General features: G+C 40.7%; 21 protein-coding genes. 6 read left to right on the top strand and 15 right to left on the bottom strand.

The window, feature by feature from the left end; translation table 11 throughout:
- Positions 1-101: 101 nt before the first annotated feature.
- From EV146_RS25345 to EV146_RS25325, 5 genes are all read left to right on the top strand, one after another.
- The gene (locus tag EV146_RS25345; RefSeq protein ID WP_132011440.1) at positions 102-602 is read left to right on the top strand and encodes a hypothetical protein; all 501 of its coding nucleotides are present in this window, start codon (positions 102-104) and stop codon (positions 600-602) included.
- An 899-nt stretch (positions 603-1,501) separates the two neighbouring features.
- Positions 1,502-1,978: a hypothetical protein gene (locus tag EV146_RS25340; protein WP_132011439.1), complete on the top strand. Its 477-nt coding sequence runs from the start codon at positions 1,502-1,504 to the stop codon at positions 1,976-1,978.
- Positions 1,944-2,552, top strand: a complete 609-nt coding sequence (locus tag EV146_RS25335; protein ID WP_132011438.1) for a hypothetical protein — start codon at positions 1,944-1,946, stop codon at positions 2,550-2,552. The genes EV146_RS25340 and EV146_RS25335 overlap by 35 nt, the downstream gene beginning before the upstream one ends.
- 89 nt (positions 2,553-2,641) lie before the next feature.
- Positions 2,642-2,968 carry a hypothetical protein gene (locus tag EV146_RS25330; RefSeq protein ID WP_132011437.1) on the top strand — a complete coding sequence of 109 codons (327 nt, stop codon included), beginning with the start codon at positions 2,642-2,644 and terminating at the stop codon, positions 2,966-2,968.
- 223 nt (positions 2,969-3,191) lie between these two features.
- On the top strand, positions 3,192-3,377 hold the full coding sequence (locus EV146_RS25325; protein WP_132011436.1) for a DUF2187 family protein: 186 nt from the start codon (positions 3,192-3,194) through the stop codon (positions 3,375-3,377).
- Between the two features lie 364 nt (positions 3,378-3,741).
- Here the strand turns inward: EV146_RS25325 and EV146_RS25320 are convergent, their stop codons facing one another.
- Genes EV146_RS25320 through tnpA form a run of 13 tightly spaced genes read right to left on the bottom strand, consistent with a single transcriptional unit; the run spans position 3,742 to position 15,136 of the window.
- Positions 3,742-4,584, bottom strand: a complete 843-nt coding sequence (locus EV146_RS25320) for a conjugal transfer protein TrbL family protein (protein ID WP_132011435.1) — start codon at positions 4,582-4,584, stop codon at positions 3,742-3,744.
- Positions 4,585-4,598: 14 nt separating this feature from the next.
- Entirely contained in the window at positions 4,599-5,069 is a 471-nt protein-coding gene (locus EV146_RS25315; RefSeq protein WP_199232721.1) for a hypothetical protein, read from the bottom strand.
- A gap of 22 nt (positions 5,070-5,091) precedes the next feature.
- Complete coding sequence (locus EV146_RS25310; RefSeq protein ID WP_132011433.1) at positions 5,092-6,678, bottom strand: VirD4-like conjugal transfer protein, CD1115 family; 1,587 nt, start codon at positions 6,676-6,678, stop codon at positions 5,092-5,094.
- A 1-nt stretch (position 6,679) separates the two neighbouring features.
- Complete coding sequence (locus EV146_RS25305; RefSeq protein ID WP_132011432.1) at positions 6,680-7,114, bottom strand: hypothetical protein; 435 nt, start codon at positions 7,112-7,114, stop codon at positions 6,680-6,682.
- 35 nt (positions 7,115-7,149) lie between these two features.
- Positions 7,150-7,746 (bottom strand): hypothetical protein, encoded by a 597-nt coding sequence (locus tag EV146_RS25300; RefSeq protein WP_121614501.1) that lies wholly within the window; start codon positions 7,744-7,746, stop codon positions 7,150-7,152.
- Positions 7,747-7,758: 12 nt separating this feature from the next.
- Positions 7,759-8,811: a bifunctional lytic transglycosylase/C40 family peptidase gene (locus tag EV146_RS25295; RefSeq protein WP_132011431.1), complete on the bottom strand. Its 1,053-nt coding sequence runs from the start codon at positions 8,809-8,811 to the stop codon at positions 7,759-7,761.
- A 5-nt stretch (positions 8,812-8,816) separates the two neighbouring features.
- Entirely contained in the window at positions 8,817-10,163 is a 1,347-nt protein-coding gene (locus tag EV146_RS25290; protein ID WP_158287224.1) for a type VII secretion protein EssB/YukC, read from the bottom strand.
- A gap of 15 nt (positions 10,164-10,178) precedes the next feature.
- The gene (locus EV146_RS25285; RefSeq protein ID WP_121614498.1) at positions 10,179-12,152 is read right to left on the bottom strand and encodes a VirB4 family type IV secretion system protein; all 1,974 of its coding nucleotides are present in this window, start codon (positions 12,150-12,152) and stop codon (positions 10,179-10,181) included.
- Positions 12,153-12,174: 22 nt separating this feature from the next.
- Entirely contained in the window at positions 12,175-12,813 is a 639-nt protein-coding gene (gene trsD, locus EV146_RS25280) for a TrsD/TraD family conjugative transfer protein (RefSeq protein ID WP_158287223.1), read from the bottom strand.
- Between the two features lie 7 nt (positions 12,814-12,820).
- Positions 12,821-13,225: a hypothetical protein gene (locus EV146_RS25275; RefSeq protein ID WP_132011429.1), complete on the bottom strand. Its 405-nt coding sequence runs from the start codon at positions 13,223-13,225 to the stop codon at positions 12,821-12,823.
- Between the two features lie 16 nt (positions 13,226-13,241).
- On the bottom strand, positions 13,242-13,568 hold the full coding sequence (locus EV146_RS25270; protein ID WP_132011428.1) for a CagC family type IV secretion system protein: 327 nt from the start codon (positions 13,566-13,568) through the stop codon (positions 13,242-13,244).
- Between the two features lie 12 nt (positions 13,569-13,580).
- Positions 13,581-14,711 carry a hypothetical protein gene (locus EV146_RS25265; protein ID WP_132011427.1) on the bottom strand — a complete coding sequence of 377 codons (1,131 nt, stop codon included), beginning with the start codon at positions 14,709-14,711 and terminating at the stop codon, positions 13,581-13,583.
- Between the two features lie 23 nt (positions 14,712-14,734).
- Positions 14,735-15,136, bottom strand: a complete 402-nt coding sequence (gene tnpA, locus EV146_RS25260; RefSeq protein WP_158287222.1) for an IS200/IS605 family transposase — start codon at positions 15,134-15,136, stop codon at positions 14,735-14,737.
- A 1,095-nt stretch (positions 15,137-16,231) separates the two neighbouring features.
- Between tnpA and EV146_RS25255 the strand changes: the two genes are divergently transcribed.
- The gene (locus tag EV146_RS25255; RefSeq protein ID WP_132011426.1) at positions 16,232-16,462 is read left to right on the top strand and encodes a hypothetical protein; all 231 of its coding nucleotides are present in this window, start codon (positions 16,232-16,234) and stop codon (positions 16,460-16,462) included.
- 397 nt (positions 16,463-16,859) lie between these two features.
- Here EV146_RS25255 and EV146_RS25250 read toward each other — a convergent pair whose 3' ends face one another.
- Both EV146_RS25250 and EV146_RS25245 read right to left on the bottom strand, forming a co-directional pair.
- Positions 16,860-17,276, bottom strand: coding sequence for a hypothetical protein (locus tag EV146_RS25250; RefSeq protein ID WP_132011425.1), 417 nt, complete (start codon positions 17,274-17,276; stop codon positions 16,860-16,862).
- The gene (locus tag EV146_RS25245; RefSeq protein WP_121614490.1) at positions 17,269-18,048 is read right to left on the bottom strand and encodes a ParA family protein; all 780 of its coding nucleotides are present in this window, start codon (positions 18,046-18,048) and stop codon (positions 17,269-17,271) included. Before EV146_RS25245 ends, EV146_RS25250 begins: the two co-directional genes overlap by 8 nt.
- Positions 18,049-18,621: the final 573 nt, after the last annotated feature.

Below are 18,621 nucleotides of genomic sequence, written 5' to 3'. Positions count from 1 at the left end.
TATTAATATCTGTTAGGGCGTATGTCAAAAAAATATTTTTTGACATCCCACCAACGGGTCAAACCGTTGATATATCAATATTTATAGAGGGAGGAGATCTTATGAAGAGAACCACCTTGAGAATTGTAGAGAAGTTCCCACACCTGGAGAGAATCATTGCCCTAAAAGAGAATGGGATGCTGGATAAAAAACACTTCCAATCCCTCCCCCTCGTCGATCAAACATTTTTGAGAATGGCCTGTTTTTTCGAAAACCCAGAAACAGAAAATTTTAATTTAAAACTATTATATGAAGGTCTGGATAACGACTGGCTCGAATGGGCGCTGGAACTCATCGCCTTATATTTCAGGGAGGACACCTACCTTATACAAAACCCTTCTATCTCCATCATCCGGGAAGGGTCTGAATACTATAACCAAAGCCATTTTGCGGAATATTTGAATGCATGCGGATTAAACTACACAAGGCAGAAGGTGAAAAACTACTACAGCAGGGGCAAAATCCCTAATGCTGATCTAGTGATAGACGGCACAGCATACTGGAGCCAATCGACAGTGGAAAAATATGGTGAACAGGAAAGGAAGCGGTTAAAAATAAAGTAACTTCCCATGGAAAAAAAAACGGAGGATATAGTTTTTAGGCAGCATGGGTGATATGGTCTCTTTTTTTGCATTACCCTTGAGCTTTATGAATGTATTTACCTTTTTTAACACATTAAAAAAGCACCCAAGGGTGCTTTTTCTGAAGGGATAATATGATTATGGGATTATTACCCTGGTTTATTCCATTAGGCGCAATCCTACAGTGTATACGAGTTGCGTGTCAGCACCTTTACTGCTCCGCAAAGCAGTGTGTTACGCTTTCCACCGTTCAAGTAGTGCGCGAGCTGCTTTTACTTTGTATCTGAAGGCCGTATCATCGGCTGTGTAACATGAAGAACATTTTCAGGAACAGGGATCTCCGAAATAGCCTCGTTATATTAATAGTAATGAAAATATCATTGATTTTAAAATTGTTAATATTAATATTATTAAATTTGTTATTAATTATGTTTTTATAATCTTAAACTTTTCCCGCCATTTACTTTTTCTTATTTTAGGATAGAAGGATTTAGAGACCCTAGGTAGTCCACCCCTCCCGTTTTCGTCAATTCCCTGACCGATAATCCAATCAGAATGTAAACAAATAAAGGAAATGACAAACCACACATTCATTGTTTTACTTGTGCGGTTTTTTATCTTTTACATACCCTAACTCTTTCGAGGCTTTTTTACTAGCCTTCACGATCTTTAATGCCAATTCCTTGTCCAACGTTTGTTTTGCCATAGTGTTACCCGCTCCTCTATGAACCGTAGTTTTATAGTAGCATTATGACCATTTATTTTTCTTCTATACCTGGTCTACTCCCCTCCCCCACCTCATACATTAAAAATAGTAGAATTATGGGATTATGATTCTGGGATATTACCAATTAAACACAAATGGAAGTGGGGAATAGAAGTTGAAATACAAACCAATCGCTCCCTTATATTTCGATGAAGAAAAAACCAACCCGAAAAGCGCTCCTAAGTCTGAATTGAGAAATAATGACAGAGACCGCAGGACCCGGTTCGATAAAGCGGCTCCGATGAAATTTCCAGTGACGGAGGACGAGCATAGGCAGCTAAGATGGACTTATCAAAAACTAAAAAAGGAACTGCAGGCTGACAGCATCACCCATTTCTTCACCATGCTCGTCCGTTTCGGGTTAAGTCATCGGGATTTATTGAGTCCTCCTCCTACCTATAGGAATACCGAGACTCATAAAACCGTTAAACCCAACCAGATTGAAAAGGAAATGCTGACCCGCCTTTCAATACAATGGAATCTCTCGGAGAGGAAAACTTTATATGGGGTTATATTCTCAGTTTTGAACTATATCGAGAAAGGGGGACGTTTAACTCATGAGGAAGTACAGCCGTTTAGACCTTCTAAATAATGCAGTAATCGACCATAGGGGAGGCCTCATCCACAGGATATTTGAGTCCAGGTACGCGCGTCTCACCATAAAGGTACCTTTATACGATTTAAAACGGGCCAAAGTATTTGTAGGCACCATCAACGAAATCATTGCAGATGAAACGGATGATATCTATACGGTCGAGGAGCTGGTAAACCTCCTTTTTCTGGATTTCCTGCGCCAGATCGACAGGGGGATGAACCTGGACACTCTGGCCAAATGGCTCCGAAGCATCCAGAAGCAAGAAATTGGGCCAAAACTATCAATCAACCATTACCTTGGGGATAAGACGGAAATAAATATTGAGGATCTACGACAACACATCAAAAGAAAGAACTCTAGAAATGAAGAGCTAGCTTATATTTCGATTAAAATAGAAAAACAACATGTACTGAAAGGAGAAGTTCTCCTTCACGACCTGCAGGAGTTACATCCCGACCTTGAGTTGGATGTTGAAGAGTTCTTGACCTTAAGATTCCAAGACATCATGAGTCAGGTTAAATCGGGGAATTATCAAATCTTAAAGAACATCGTAGACATACTAACCTCATAACAATTTATTGATTTACCTTTGTTAAGGAAGGAAAAAAATATAAGTTCCGCATGCAGAAGTAACCCCATTATAGATATGGAGTTGAAAACATGCCTGTTGTAACACTATTGGAACACCTAAAAAACAGTCAAAAGAAGTTCACTTTACTTGCAGGCCCTATTACACTAAATAATATACAAATTGACGATTATATCATTGATGAGTCTTACACCTTATTATTGTTTACATCCGATGACAGTGAGGTTCAGGTAAGTTTGGGGGATTTCGTAAAGGTTGACTTTGATGCAATGGCAAGTGAGGCAAAAAACAAATTTCAGATGCGACGATGCTTAGCTAAACTAGCTCATTCCGGTTCGTACAATGCTTATTTGCGAGATTCAGAGGATAGAATCATCTTATCTTTCTGTGGACTATAAAATATTCTTAATTTCAAGCCCCCGTTTGGGGCCTTTTTTAGTTCCTCTAGCAAATCAGTTACGGTAAATAGGGTATTCACCCTCACCACAATGACCCGAAACCCCCGCACTACAAGTAAATTCTGATTGTACGGAATACCTCTATCCATACATTATGTGATCGTTAGATTAGATCAATGTAATTTTGGATATATATCTAACAAAACACTACAAGGAGGCCGCCATGACATCCATAGCAAACATTGGTGATGAAATCATTTTTAAAAAGGGAATCGCAGGGATTGTAGAAAAGGTTAATGATAACTCGGTGATTGTCAAAATAACAGAAAACCCTACAAAGGAGGAATATAGAGGGAATATAACCGTGGTCGCTCACAAAAATTATAAAATTATAAATAAGAAGAAATAATATAAAATCTGATGTTATAATGAAGGAGCAATAGAATAGGTGTCTCAAGGGTGGTCAGCTCATCCCCGATCAGAAAGGGGGTGGTGCTGCATGACAGTGTTTGAAGCTTTGACGTTTGCTTGTACGTTTACAAGCTTGATTCTCGCTGTACTGTCGTTTAACCACAAAAAATAATCCACCCTTGAGCCTGCAAGCATAAGGTGGATTATTCCTACTTTATTGCTGACGCCCTTGTAAGGGACCGTCTATTGCATCGACCGTTTTGGTGTTACCAGCACCAGACGGTCTTTTTTAATGTTCGTTTATATATACTTCATTATACCTAACATTATACATAATTCAAACTTAATCCGCTCATATCTTCCTACCTTTTTAACAGGAACCTTCTTGCTGCCAATTTTGTGGTTCCTCCCATCGCTCCGATCATCCCCCTGCCAGAACCAGACGAATACCACATATTCCTGACTACTGAGGGACTTTTAATAAGGAGGATACAGCACCCCATCAGCAGTAAGAAACTGAGGAACGTGATGTTCTCATTAATCAAGATACTAAGTGCAGCCACAAATAAAAAGATCTTTGAAAGTATGGTGACAATCTGACTTAGTAATTCACGCCACCACACACCTAAATATTCGTTGTCATCCGCGATCACTGATACACATGCCAAAGGACTTAATAGATAAAGGAACATTACGTCTGCATGAAACACGGCAACCGAAAACAAAAAGGCTACAAATGCCACGGCAAAGACAGCAAGTAAAATGAGAAGAGCAGCCCCGTGAAAATGAACAATGGCAAAGTTGCTAGGATGAAGCATTGATTCTATTTTATCCTTACTTACCTTGCTACCCTCCCCTATCATCCAATTTCCCATATTATAAGCCACTTGTTCCAGTAGGATTTTCTGGATGAAAGGCATAGCGGGGATTAGCAGGGCACTTTTCAAGGTATTTACGATAACTGGGCCATAGGCAATGGCGTCTCCTGCCGCATTTCTTGACATCACTTCTACAATTTTATATAAAATAATAGTCACCGCAATAGTAGAGGTAAGGGCAAGCAAAAAGTCATTCACTGTAGAAAAAAATTGAATTTCTGCATTTTGCTTTAACAATAGGTCATTACACATAAGGAGTGCCCATTGAATAAAGTCTTCTAACATCCCCTGAATGGCTTCAACAATCTTTTCTTTAAAATCAAACAAAGATATCCCACCTTCTATTCAGGCTCAGTTACTTTGGTTATTTTCCAAGCATCCTCCTGCTTTTTTAAGGTAATTATTTCATTATCTACCCCAAACATTTCTATATCGAAATTGAAGGTTTTATCTTCTTCATTAAATATAGTGTCCTTGATCTTTGTATTCTGGTTGAAATGTAAATTGGATTTTGTTCCCCCGTTGGCTGTATCCTCCGCTTTATTAACTGTGAGAATATACAATAGACGTTTTTCTTCTTCGTTACTCAAGTCATCGGAAAGAGCATCAGAATTCTTCTCTTTAATTTTATCCCATGCTATTTGGTTACTTTCATCCCTAGTTGCACCCTCTGCCAATTTTTCTTGATCCTCAAAAGAAGTTAACACCCCCTCCATTACTTCGGTCGCCTTTTTCTTTTCCTCTTCAGGATCAAAATTGGCACTACTGCTGCTGCAAGCCACCATGATCATTCCTAGCACTACTATTGACATAAGTTGTATCGCTCTCTTCATATTAAGAACTCCCTTCCCTTGGCTGATTGCCTGAAGCGGTATCCATTTGAGAAAAGAAACTCATGGCCATTTCTTCCTGCCTCTGGGCTTCTTTCTCTTCTTTCATCACCTGCTTTTCATATATATCGGCCTCAGCCCTTTCTACCGCCTGTTTTCGTTCAGTCGATTTCTGGTATTCTTCAAAATCCTGGCATTTGCCTTCAAACCACTCCAACACTTCCCGGGAGGTACTGCCCCGGTAGGCTAATTGGCTGACCCTGTAGGTGTTGGTCACATTTGGGAACAAAAGATACTGATAAGCTTTTTTTGCTTTTATGGGGCGTTTCCCGGCAATCAGCACAATACATTCATCTCGACCCATGGTGAGGATTTCATCCTCATTCATCAAGTTACGGGCCGCATACGAGTAACTGCTGGAGGAAGATGTGCTGGATGACTGCCCTTTCGATTCGGAGGAGGACCCGGTTTCCATTTTCGCCGTTGCCTTGCCCATCTCCTGTGTGAAGTACTTAGCCGTTGTCTGGTTCACATTGCCGAGGCAAATTCTCACCGCACAGTTCCCCAATATCGATTCAGCCTGTTCCCGCCCATAGATTTGCTGGAGCTGCGTCAGGTTCTGGACAATCGTCATCACCGAAATACCGTAGCCGCGGCATGTGGCCAGGAATCGTTCATAATCCGGGAATTTTCCGAGGTTCGGGAATTCATCCAAAATAAAAATCACCTGCTGAGGGAGCCTTGCCCCGTTTTGGGCACCGATTTTATACAACTCCTGGAACATCTGGTTAAAGAATAGATTGATCAAGCCTTCCCAGGTCGAATCCATCACCGGGATGATGACATACAGGGCAATCTTCCTCTTTCCGACATCGCCCAGGAAGAAGTCCGAAAAGCTGGTGAACCTTGAAACTGAATCCGAGGTAAAATCCCCAATCGTTGTCAGCAAGGAGATGATGATATTCGCCCGGGTTTTTTCCTGTGATTTCTTAAAGCCCAATTCATAGGCCCTTCTGGCAGGATGCGACTTGGGAAGCCTTAAAAACTGGGCATCCAATTCACTCGCACCACCTTCTGTTTCTTCCGGATCGAAATCCTGCAGAAAATCCAACACCCCCGTCATGTTTCGCTGCTCGGGGTGCAGCTCATGGATGGCATACAGGATCAAGGCCTTGAGCAAGGAAAATTGGGCATTGTACCAGAAATCCTTCCTCTTGGGGTCGTTCTTGGAAGCCACAACGGCATTTGCCACGGTGGAAGCGTGTATCTCCTCCCTGACGTAATCAAAAGGATTATATCGGTCAGAGTATTCCATGTCGGAAAAGTTGATGACATGGACCTCATATCCCTGCCTTTCTTTGATTTGGGAGGTCATTTCATAGACCTCCCCTTTCGGATCTGTGACGACAAGGGAACATTCCTTCTCATGCAGCACATTGGTCACGACGGAAGCTTGCGTCTTGGAGGAGCCTGGGCCTCCGGCCAAGAAATAATTCCTGTTCGGAAGTGTTGAATGTGTCGGCTGAATGATCATGGAGTTATTCAACAACCCTGATATGATTCCATTGCTCTTCATATAATCTTTCACCATATCACTTCTCCCCTCTCGTTTCCATCATGCTCGCTTCTAGATCATGCATAAGTTGCTTGGCAGGGATAGATACAGTTTCATTCGGCACAAAGATCTCATTTTTCCTGGCCCATCGCGCCTTCCCATAAACACCATACCGATCGGCCAGTTGATATTCTGCCTTCCGGTCCTTCGCAAAAAAGACAGCATACATGGCAAGGACTACCGCACCAGCACTCCCGATAAAAAAGAGGGGATTTTTTCCTTCCACCAACACAATCGAAGATTCAACGGGATTTAAAAGGCTGTTCCTAAAGAAATCCATATATAGGGCTCCAGATACATCGGACTTGTGTGCAGCAACGAATGGAAGCAGCCCAGCCACATTGATGACCATCAGTTCCAGGATAAGCAGTATTCCAGCTGCTAATAGAAGACGGATCCCAACCATTTTCATAACGTTATCGACCCCTTTCCGATTATGATGACTTCTCAGCTTTCTTCGAAAGGTTCAAACGCCCCCATCATTTCAAGCTTATCCACCAGCCATTCCTCTCCCTCTCTGGATAAGGTCACCTCATACATTTGATGTCTCCTTGGGAACTCACTGCCACCGACGGAATATTGCGTTTCCATGTTGACCAGTGCCTTTGCCCGGTCGATATCCAGTGCACTGAGGTATACACTTACAGCCTTTACCTCATTCTTGAACTCGATTTGCGTACTGCCGTTTTCCCCCGAGGCGCTCAATTTTGAAATCACCGACTCTGACAACCTGTCACGCACACCATCGAATCTTTCCACATAACTCTTGTTATCGTAATGAAACAATCTCTTGAAAGTCTCCTCAACGAACCCTTTCACCTCATCACTTTGTTCAATCGCGTATAGGGCTTCATTCTGTTGGAAGGTATCCAACTCCTGGGCTCTTTTTTTTGCGTCCTCCCTTACCTGTTCCATCTGGTCTTGGGTCTCCCTTTGCTTTGCTTCGACTTGGGTAGCTATGGTTTTCTGGCCAACGTACATGAATCCTAAGAATATGTTCGCAAGAATGGATAGCCCCAATAAAGAAACCGCCACTTTATTCATAGCGTTCACCTCCTAAAGTGCGATACGGCCAAACCCCACCAAATGGGACTTCCAGTAGGGATCACTGATGTCATGAATCCCTATACCAGACCCATTCGAGTCGAACATTTTGCCTTTTCCCATATAAATGCCTATATGGGTGATGTATTTGTCCGTCTCGTAGGTGCCTGTATAGAAAACCAAATCACCGGGCCTTGCTTCCCCTGGCGGGATTTTTGAAGAAACATCATACTGTTCTTGGGCCGTTCTCGGCAACTTGATCCCGGCCTTTGCATACGTCCATTGGGTGAATCCCGAACAATCGAATCCTGTATCAGGATGGGCCCCTGCCCATACGTATGGCCAGCCCACATACTTCTTGGCCTCTGACATGATGGTTTCAAAGGCAGCCTTTCCAAGCGGGGATACATCACCACCGGTAGAGATAGCTGACGGATCGAGGTTTTTCATGACCTTTTGAACATACGTGTAGTCTCCGTAGCAGAATGGCGCCCTCCAGTCCGAACAGCTCCAATTTAGTTTCCCAGCTTGTTTCAAGGAGAATTTCTGGGCTAACTCTACTGTGTGTGCTCCCCCATTCGAAGCCACAAACTGAATATATCCGGACCCAAAATTGTAGGATTGAACAATGGCCGCAAAATCAACACCTGCTTCCTGTCCCTTCTCCAATACCGTCTTAAAATGGCGCACGCCTAAATCCACGGAGATTGCAGGGTCTTGAATGGCATTTGGCGGCAGTCCCACGGATTCCGAACTCTGCATGATATCAAGTGTTTGGGAGTTTCCGATTTCTTGATACATCAGGGCTAACAGAAAATCCGTGTATTCAGGAATTCCTTGTTTGGTCGTATATTCAAGTACCAGCTCTTTCCACTTAGAAATGTGCTGAGGCACCTTGGCCACGCCTAGGGGTGAGTTTAGGTCGCCTGCCGGCTGTTGTTGCGACATGTTCGCTCCCAGCAACAAGCCCGCCATCAAGATTAGGATGAGCACACCTGCTATCGTCAAGGACTTCCAGTTCCTTAGAACAAAAACTGTACCTTTTACAGCCGCGATGGCTGACACGCCGTTCACCCCGTTTCTTTTTCAATTTTCTTGATCTCATCCCTAATTTTAGTGAGCTCCACTTGTTTTGGCTTGATTTCCTTCCTCTTTTGTTCCTGTTTAAGCCCTTTCTTTTCATTGATTTCCTTGATTTCTTCCTGTATGGCTGTGAACCGATTCTCCAACTCTTTTTTTCGTATCATGTCAGCTAACTCTTTGTCTTTCAGTCTATTATTCAAGCTTTTGGCATCTTGCAGGTCGCCATGTTCGGCAAAGGCTTTCCCCATGCGGAGCAGCTGCCCTTTGTCAGTCGAAAAGGCCTGCTTTGACAGCAAACTGCTATAGTCGTAAGCTATGATTTCCTTCTCGATTTCCAGGTAGTCACTGTCTGACTCCAACCCCATGATTTGCTCTTGTTGATTGGATCGGTACAAGGCCTCCACTGCAGGTTTAATGAAGGATTGATCCGTATCAATGGCTTCCTGGTATTCACCCTTTTCTAAAAAGATATTGGCGACCTCTTCCTTGGTTCCGCCGTTCTTCTTCAGCAAGAGAAGGGCTTCGTCGTATTTTTCCTCGCTTAATAATCGATAATAATGGGACTCCCCTTCCGCCTTCTTCAGCTCGGAAGCATAGGCGCTTTGTACTTTATCCACTGCCGATTGTTGAAGGATCAGGCCGAACGCAAATGCTACGCCACAAATTCCCGCCGTCGTCCCGAAAAGCAATCCTTTCTGTTTCCTTATCTTTCGTTTCTCTTCCTCCCATGTGAGGAAATGCTCCGTTTCCTCTTGATATAGCCTCTTTTCTATAAGATCTTTCAATTCCCCAAGGTTGCAGGCATTCTCGATTCGAAAAAGGAATTCGTCTTCCTCTTTCCTAAGGAGACTCCCTTTCTCCCGTTTATATTTCTCAAAGGAAAAACGTGAGAACATGGATAAAATCAGAACCTTGTATTGTTCGAGTTTGTCTAGATGATGCTCGGAGGGCAGCCATCGGTTGGCCCTGTACAAGAATTTCAGGGATTTTAAATCTTTAAAGAAAATATTTCGTGGGTGAATCAACACATGTTCCCTAAAGTGATCCAACGGATCCAAATCCAACAGCCCATGGATCAAGGCCAGGCGCATCACGGTTGAATACCCTTTCGCATCGGTCAGCGGCTTATATCCTTCCTCTACCTCATAACGGAAAACAAACCTTCCATTCTCCTTGTTTATCTCATGGAGGGGAAAAAAAGAAGGAAAGTCTCCCTGAAGGTCCTTCAATTCTTCCACCCTCTCCGCAAGAACCTTGTTCTCCGGGATTTCCAGGCGGTAATGTTTGTTTGGCTCAATGAATAATGTTCCGTGTTCGAACAATTGGATTTTCAAAATGATGTCCCTCCTTTAAAGGGCAAAATTCCGTACTTCCTCTTTTTCGATTGGGGTCATCTCGATCCTGGCTTCATAGTCAGGCATCTCCTCTGGATCTAAACCGTACTTTTCAACATATCGTTTCTTGTTCCACAGACGGAGTTCCTCCTGAGTGAGTTCGACCCTGATAAATGCCCGTTGAGATCCATACGTAATTAATGCCTCTCCTTGACGTTTGGCTCTTAACAGGGAAATCTCTTCATCAGAGAAGGAAAGATTGATCTTTTTGACCACATCATCCACACCCTTGTTATCCAATCCGAAAAAAACCTTTGTATGACTGTTTTCAATCATCGCAGGACCCAGGTTGTCAGCCGCGTCCAGTACATCTATGATCTGCTGGGTGCCGGCAATCGCCCCTGCATTATACTTCCTGAACCGTTTGTATGCCTGGTAAAAGAACCTCATAGAATCCGGGTTCTTTGAAAGGAAGTGAAATTCGTCGATAAACACATAAATCAGCTCATCCCTTGTCTTGGTGACTTCATCCCACAGGAAACCGAAGATATTAAAGTAACAGGCTGCCTGTACATCGACTTCGTTCTGCAGGGCCTTAAGGTTGAATGAAAACAGGCAGTTATTGATATTTATATTGGTATGACCATTAAATAAGGAGTTGGATCCGTGCACATAGCTTTCCAATATGAAATAGAATTCTTGGATTTTTTCATAACGTTCGGTATCGCTTTCCTTCAGTTTGCCTAAGTCCAAGTAAAAATCCTCGAGGGTGGGATAATCTGTTGGTTTCAGGGAGCTGAAGTCACTATTTTCATTGATGGAAAAACGATGATAAAGATTGCTCAAAGCCTTATCCAGAATGCTGGATTCCACCTGTGTCAAATCGGACTTAAGGACCCTGAAAAATGCCTTTAGTCGCTGCACCTTCTGTTTGACCAGGTCCTTGATGAACTCGGTGTTGTCATTGAAGTCTTCTGTATCCGTGATTTCGGTTGAAAATATCTCCAGAGGGTTGATTTTCGTTGCACTGTTGCTGCTAAGGTGAACCACTTCGCCGCCAAGGAGCTTGACGATATCGGAATATTCATTCTCGGGATCGATGATGAACAGCTTGATACCCATCGCGTAACAGCGAAGAATTTTCTGGACCATGAAGGTGGATTTCCCGACCCCCGACGTCCCGATCACCACCATATTCTGGTTTAAGGTACGCTGCGTATCCAGGTAATCAATGGCCACTAATGAATTGGTTGTCTTATTTACACCCTCCACCTGAGCCATCGGGGTAAGGTAACAGATCTCCGAATCGTCGAATGGAAAGAAGGAGGACGCTGCTTCACTATTGCACATCTGATAGGTATAATCTTTCAACTGGTTCTCCCCTAATGGGAGTGCCGACCAAAAGGCCATCGGTGTGGCATAATGGGGATTTAAGGCTTTCATCCTTAGTTTGGTCAGGATCCGTTGGACATTGTCTTCCAGCGTCTTTAAATCCTCCAAAGATGTGGCTTGTATGAAAATATAGGTGTACAGATACATGAAATTCGAACGGTTGGTTAAAACCTGGTTGAGCTGGTACCTGGCACTCTCAATTTCTGATTGAAGCCTGATACGTGTGGCGGGGTCCCTTGTCTTCAAAAGCTCGGCATCCTTGTTCTTAATCGAATCATTATAGTAGCTGATCATCCCTTCGGAATTGGCAGGTTCCAAATATTGAACAAAAGAGATATTGCCCTTTAATCGCTTTAAGTCAGACAGCCAGTTTCCCTTTTGTTCCTTTGGATACGAAACAACTGCGAGCACCTTGATGAAATTGCCCCCGCTCTCAATGAAGTTCTTATTCTCCTTCCAGACGAAAGGATAAATGGAATTCAATTCCTCCGTTTCTAAAATGTCATGCAGCAAGTCGTATTGATCATGAACATGCTGGGATTCCTGTCTCCTGTTCCTTTTTTTCGTCGGAAACAATGCAGCTAAAGAAAACGCCATCCGCTCTCTCCTTTCCGGCAGTTCATTGGTATAACTTGGACATCTCAAAATCAAAATATCGATAAAGGAGCGTCAGGATCTCTCTTTCAAACAATGTATTGACAGTAATATCATAGGTCTCGAACGTGGCTCTTAAGGACGCGGTGATTTCCTGGACCTTCTTGGTGAGGATGACTTCCGCTCTCTCCAAGTCCTGGAAAGTCCGTTTCTTCATCTTCTCCCTCACCACGATGAAATGCTGCTTCGTTGACATTTCATCGTTCATCCTGATTCCCTGGAAATGATCGATATACGACGCAATCAACTTTCGCTTGTAATCATTCTTGTTTCTTTCCTTGTCCTCCAATTCCTTCAAATAGCGTTTTTTCCAAGCTAAGTCATATGAACGGAAATCGACCGGCACGGTCATGGAAACCATCTGTAATTGATCATCAACCTGGCTCATCAGAAAGGAGCCATAATCCTCGAATAATCGGTTCTGCTCATATTCCGCCAATAAGTCCAGATTGATGCCACTCACTTGTAAAATGGAAACAAGGTAGCCGCTTTTCATTAAGACGAAATCCTTATAGATTCCTTCAATCAAGCTGATATCCTGGATGGTTCTCTGTCCTTTTTTGACGAGGGTTTCCACTACATAGTCGGATTCGGTTTGTTTCATGTTCTTTTTATTGTCCGCCACGGAAATCATCCCTTTGGTCTGGTTTAAGGAAAAAGATCTTTTGTCTGCTGTTATAGTCGATGATTCGCTTTAAGTAGCTGCTGTAATGGATGTTGGGACGTGAGGCAATAGGACGTAAAACCGCAAAAGTAAAGGAACCCAGCAACAATAATGAAGAGAAAAACATTTTCACCATCATGAACGCTAATGAATAAGGCGGGATTAGCAGGATGCCGGCGGCGATTATGAGTGCCGGCAAGATGAATTTAAAGAAATTCCCGAGGGATAATCCCTTCACAATGTTATAGGACCGATCTACGTTATCCGGAAAGACAAAGGTCTTCCCCTTCCTGTTGTCTTCTTTGCCCAGCAATTCCAGCAGGGCCGCTTTCACTTCTTCTTTGATCGCCATTAACAGTCACCTCTGTTTATGCGAATAATTCGTATACCCATGGGACAAGCCATACAAGGGCTGCGGCAAGCCCCACACCGGCAAGTGTCATGCCTACCCCTCGGAACATATCATTCTTTGTATGCGGGTCGTCCACACCCGGTAATTTCTTAATGACAATCCAAACACCGACGCAAATCCCCACAATCACCACTATGCCCGTCAAGAATGCCTGGATTTGTTTCAACCCTTCCTTTACCTTCGCTTCCACCCCTGTGGCAGCTAGTACTTGATCAGGCACAAATGTGGCATACAAAAGAATGACCGCAAGGAAAAGGATTTGTTTGAGCTTTGGTGATTTCATTACTATTCCTCCTTAGTTTTTCTCCACCGTTTCATTGACCTCAAGTACGGGTTCTCTATTTAAATTTTCTTTTTGTCTTTCCTGTTCTTTTGCTAGCTGAATATGATTTTCCAATTTCCCCAACTGCACTTCTGCCTCTTTCTCCGACGAAAAATACGGGGAGACTTTTTTTACTTTCCCAGAGCCATGTAGTTTACCAATATAGGATCCTTCTTGATTGACCATCACCTCAAAGCCATGCTGTTTCGTTTGGATACCCTTGTTCAGCTCAATTCCATAAAAGGCGAGAAACCCTTCCCCTATCGACCGGCTGTCCATGATGAATTCATCAAAGGCTGCCTTCAATTTTGGATAGTCTCTTACACGTTCCAGCCATTGCTCTTTCATCTCCGGAACCATGATTTGTCTTTCCTTGTGTTTATGTTCTAGCAAAACTCTGACACCGTTCTTTTCGCTGGATACGCTAGACAATGTTACCGTTTCTCCTACTAGGTCCGAAGGAATGCCGTATTCATCCAATGTCTTCTTAAGAGCTTGTAACCTAAGGTTCCCATCATTTCTCAATTCATCCTTCACGACTGACAGGCGAGCATGTTCAATGTTTTCACACGGCAATTGAAATTTAAAATCTTTTATCATATGGAGCCGAAAATGTTTGTTGTCATGGAGGGAGTATACTTTCCCGTCATCACAATGGAAGAAAGTCCTGTTCCTGAATATTTCAAATTTGGTGCTTCCAAATAAGTTCGATATCAAGTCTTCCTTTGTTAGAAAGTTATCTGTGATTCTATGAGGTTTTTTTCCGTCGTAATTGTATACACCGTAAAACTCATTTTTATCATGGTGTATCTGAAATCTGCTATTCCCATCCACCGGAAACGTCCCTTGCAGGTTGCCCTGCACCTCAAATACATCTGAATGTCTTTCCCTTAGTAAAGCATAATAGAGTTCATATTCACCTTCAGCTCTCTCTTCGGCCGATAGATGGGGATAGTCTCTTTGCATGTTTTTACTATCTTGGTCAATCAAAGACCGAAGTTCCAAATCCCTTTGTTTTCTGGCTTGTTCAATCATTTGCAGGAGATAATCAGCAATAGTGAGCATGGTATCATTCGCTGTACGTTCAATGACATCGTTCCTCAAAATATCAACCCCCTACAGGTTTCTCACTGGAGTTCAAACAGGTTGTTATAGCCATAATTCTGAATTAATTTCTCCAGCTGGCATTGATCACTTGAAATGAAGTACTTTGAATCCCATAGACTATCGCCATTCTTATTACGAGAATCAGGGAACTCCTTATACATAAACCTTGCGGATCCCCCCTTTAGGGCCTTCATCATATTAGGAATGTAATGAGTGGTTTTACAGTTAATAACTAAATAAGCAAAACGAGCCAAAACTTCCATCTTCAATATCTTAAATTCATGTCGCCTTGAGACCGAAGTAAAATATTTCATTACAAAGTCGATCTCAATATCGTTCAGTGTTATATCATTGGCGGTAAAAAAGACAATATGATATTGCAGACTGCTTACATGATATTTATTGGTCTGTATTACACTCAACCTGCTTGCCTCCCATCTCCCTTTTCGTAGATATCGTAATATATTCCGAATATTTGTTCTATTAAACCATAACAAATTTATCTATTTGTTTAACAGCGGCAGCAACTGATTTATAAAAAAATGATCAAATGGTAATAAACTGGAAAATGGAGAGTGGTTAAAAACGCCCAACATATTATTGTTTTCGTGTCTTTCCTCATGGGTAGGAATCGGTAAAATAGTACTAACATTCAAAATATTCATTTTTTATTTATTAAAAGAATCTGTTAAAAATTGATTTACAAAAAAATCATTAATGTTTACTTTAATATTAATAATAATATTACTAATTTTATAAACAATATTATTACTGTTATTGTATATATTACAATGAAAATGAATTAAATTCTCGTTTTGTCTTTAGTTAATTCGGAATTTGAGAAGGAGGGAATCAGTAAAATAACCAATTATACGTAGAGTGAATCATCCATTAACAAGGGGTGCTTATTAGTCTTAATAATAGGTTTAGTGTATAAAAGCTAAGTAGAATAAATATCGAAGCACAAAGAATATCAATTCCGGTAATTGGAATCGACCAGCTTTATCGGTCATTTGTAACCTTCAAGATTACAAAAGCACTTTAAAATGCATTTAAATATATCATAAGGTAACGATAAATTCATTACTCACTTTCTTTCCACTTAAGAAACCACCCTATTATGGTTAATTATTTTATTTTTGATTGGTCTCTACTGAACTAATACTTCAATTTAACTTATTTCCGATTAAGCTTTCCATACCTTTCATCATCTGTAAGCATCGGAAGTAAACAATGCTCCGTATCACTACTAACAGTCTCTTCTTTATTCCTCCAAATACGGAGAACGATCATGATGTTTCTGTGTTTCCCCCTCCCAATGGAACATAGGAGTTTGAGGAGTGATGATTATAAAGAAAGGATCACTCCACGAAGATGATAAGAAAATCCTCCTCGACTAGTGACAAAGCCTTTTTATTATGAGATGTACACTTGTCTCATTCAAATAAGGACAGCCTTTAGTAATATATTTTGACCTTAAAAATTAGGGATCCTTTGATACCAAGGAGGTGAGAAAGATGGCAAAACGTAATAACCTTAAAAGGCTTATTAAGAAATTGCCTCCAGGCTATGCAGTTGGGCGTATCCTTGTCAATGGGGCTACAGAAGAGACGACCCTGTTTGTTAATGAAAAAGATGGTCTGGCTTACTTCAACGTTGATGGCCAAGTAGGTGCCTATGAGGCAAAAAAAATCAATGGTATGGTTTTTGGAGCAGCAGAAGCTGCGGAAGAAGAGGAAGAAGAGTAATATTAATAAAGGACAGCTGAAATTTAGCTGTCCTTAATATTGTTATTCTAAAAAATAATTAAAGGCAATGCTAAAGAATATTTGAAGTTAACCCCGATATCACCAACCACTTCTCATGTATATAATTTTGTCCCCTCAAACGTACGGTATTTAGTAAGGGAAGATCTACACCAAAAAATCCTTGTTGATAGTTCTACAGTCAGTAAACTGCTTTTTGGAGAGCATTATAATAAATGTCAATATGAATTATTATGGCTGGTTATATTACTGGTCATCAAAGGAATTTCTAACATACTATTAATATCTCCGACTTAATATAATACAGAGACTGCACATGTATGCTGTTCATAATAGAAAAAAGGAACAGTATCTTTTGAATACCGTTCCTTTAACATATTTATAACAATCCTTTTTGTTGAAGGGCCCATTTCGTGATGTCGTTAACAAACGTCGATTTAGCCCCTTTTCCTTCAAGCTTTTTGAGTTTATCTAATGCTTTCCTTACTTCCGGTTCGAAATAGATTCCAACCATTTCTTTTTCTGATTTCTTTGTTCTCCCAATTATCTCATTGATATCAATCGGACTATTTTGGATTGGTTTATCATCATTATTGTTAATATTAACATTTTTGTTATTAATATCATTTTTGTTTGCTGTATCTGTGGCCTCTGTATTTCCGGCATCTGTTTTAACAGCCACTTGAGGCTTTTCATCTACCTTTTTCTCAGCAGTTTGTATTGAAGGAGTTCCCATAAGAGATCCCCTGGCATCCCTATTTTTCATTCTGCTTTTAATATCATCAGCTTTAGACATGTTCTTCCACTCCTATCCTATTTTTAAGTTCTTCATAGAATTCATAGTATTGGTCCAACGCATCATTCAACTCTTTATTTTGAAAGAGCCCTTCTATTGCAATTCTACCTGTAGATGCTTTTCTTTTTATGACGGTCTTGAAAACTGTGTTGGGGTATTCTTCACCTATCAGTTCTACGAATGCCTTTGAATCAGCTCTCCGAGAATCATTCATGGTCCTTAAAATGCCAGCTAATTTAACATTGGGATTTACATTTTTAGCAGCAAATTCTACTGTATCAATGAACCGAGGGATGGCTGTAAACGCCCACTTGGAGCTCTCAGCAAGAACCACCACATAATCCGAGCTACAAACAGCATTGACCATCGGTTCCGATAATGAAGGTGGAGTATCGATGATGATAAAATCATATTCCCCTTTAATAGGTTCAATTAGATCGTTCAGGGCCAATGAGATATTCCCTCGGAAATTTGTATATAGGAATCTAGCTAATGTTGCTAGGTAATCATCAGCTGGTACTACATGAAGATTTTCTGTAACTTGGTATATGTATGGTTTAATGTCATTTGCCTCAAACGCTTCTAGTATCGTTTCTCCCTCGAACTCACTTGGTTCAAGATTTGTTAATAAATCAGTTACATTGCCTTGTGAATCCATATCTATTGTTAACACTTTATAACCATCATTGGCTAAAAGATAAGAAATGATTCCAGAAGTTGTACTTTTACCTACCCCGCCTTTTTGAATACCGAAAGTTATTACTTTTGCCATGTATTCATTTCCTCCTTGTCTATGGTGTACACTAATAACCTTAATTAAATAGATTCACAGATTGACCCATAAATCCTCTAATATCTTTTCGACAATTAAGAACAAGATTATTAATTACCTTATTATTAATTATAACATAACTATAAATATTGTTAAATATATGAATGTTAATATTAACAATAACATTCTTATTCTAATATCATTCATACGATTGTAATTATTTATTTTTTCAACCAGCAAACACTACCATTGTTTATTTACATTAATATTGATAATAACATTCATGTTATTATTTATAATATCGTTCATATTATTGTAATTATTCATATTTTTATTCAGTAAATGTAAACGTTGTTTACATATATTAATGTTAACAAGAACAATAATATTTTTGTTCTTGATATTGTTCATATCATTGTAATCAATCATGTTTATGCTTAGAAAAACATTAACATTATTAAATACAACATTGTTAATAATAATGATAATATTCTCGTTATTAATATCATCTACATCAATGTAATCATTCATGTTTATATCAAACAAACATAAATGTTGTTACTTATATTAATG

Source organism: Mesobacillus foraminis (genome assembly GCF_004340465.1).
Classification (GTDB): Bacteria; Bacillota; Bacilli; order Bacillales; family Cytobacillaceae; genus Mesobacillus_B; species Mesobacillus_B foraminis.
The sequence above is the reverse complement of the archived record's forward strand: the minus strand, read 5'-3'. Positions and strand labels throughout refer to the sequence as shown.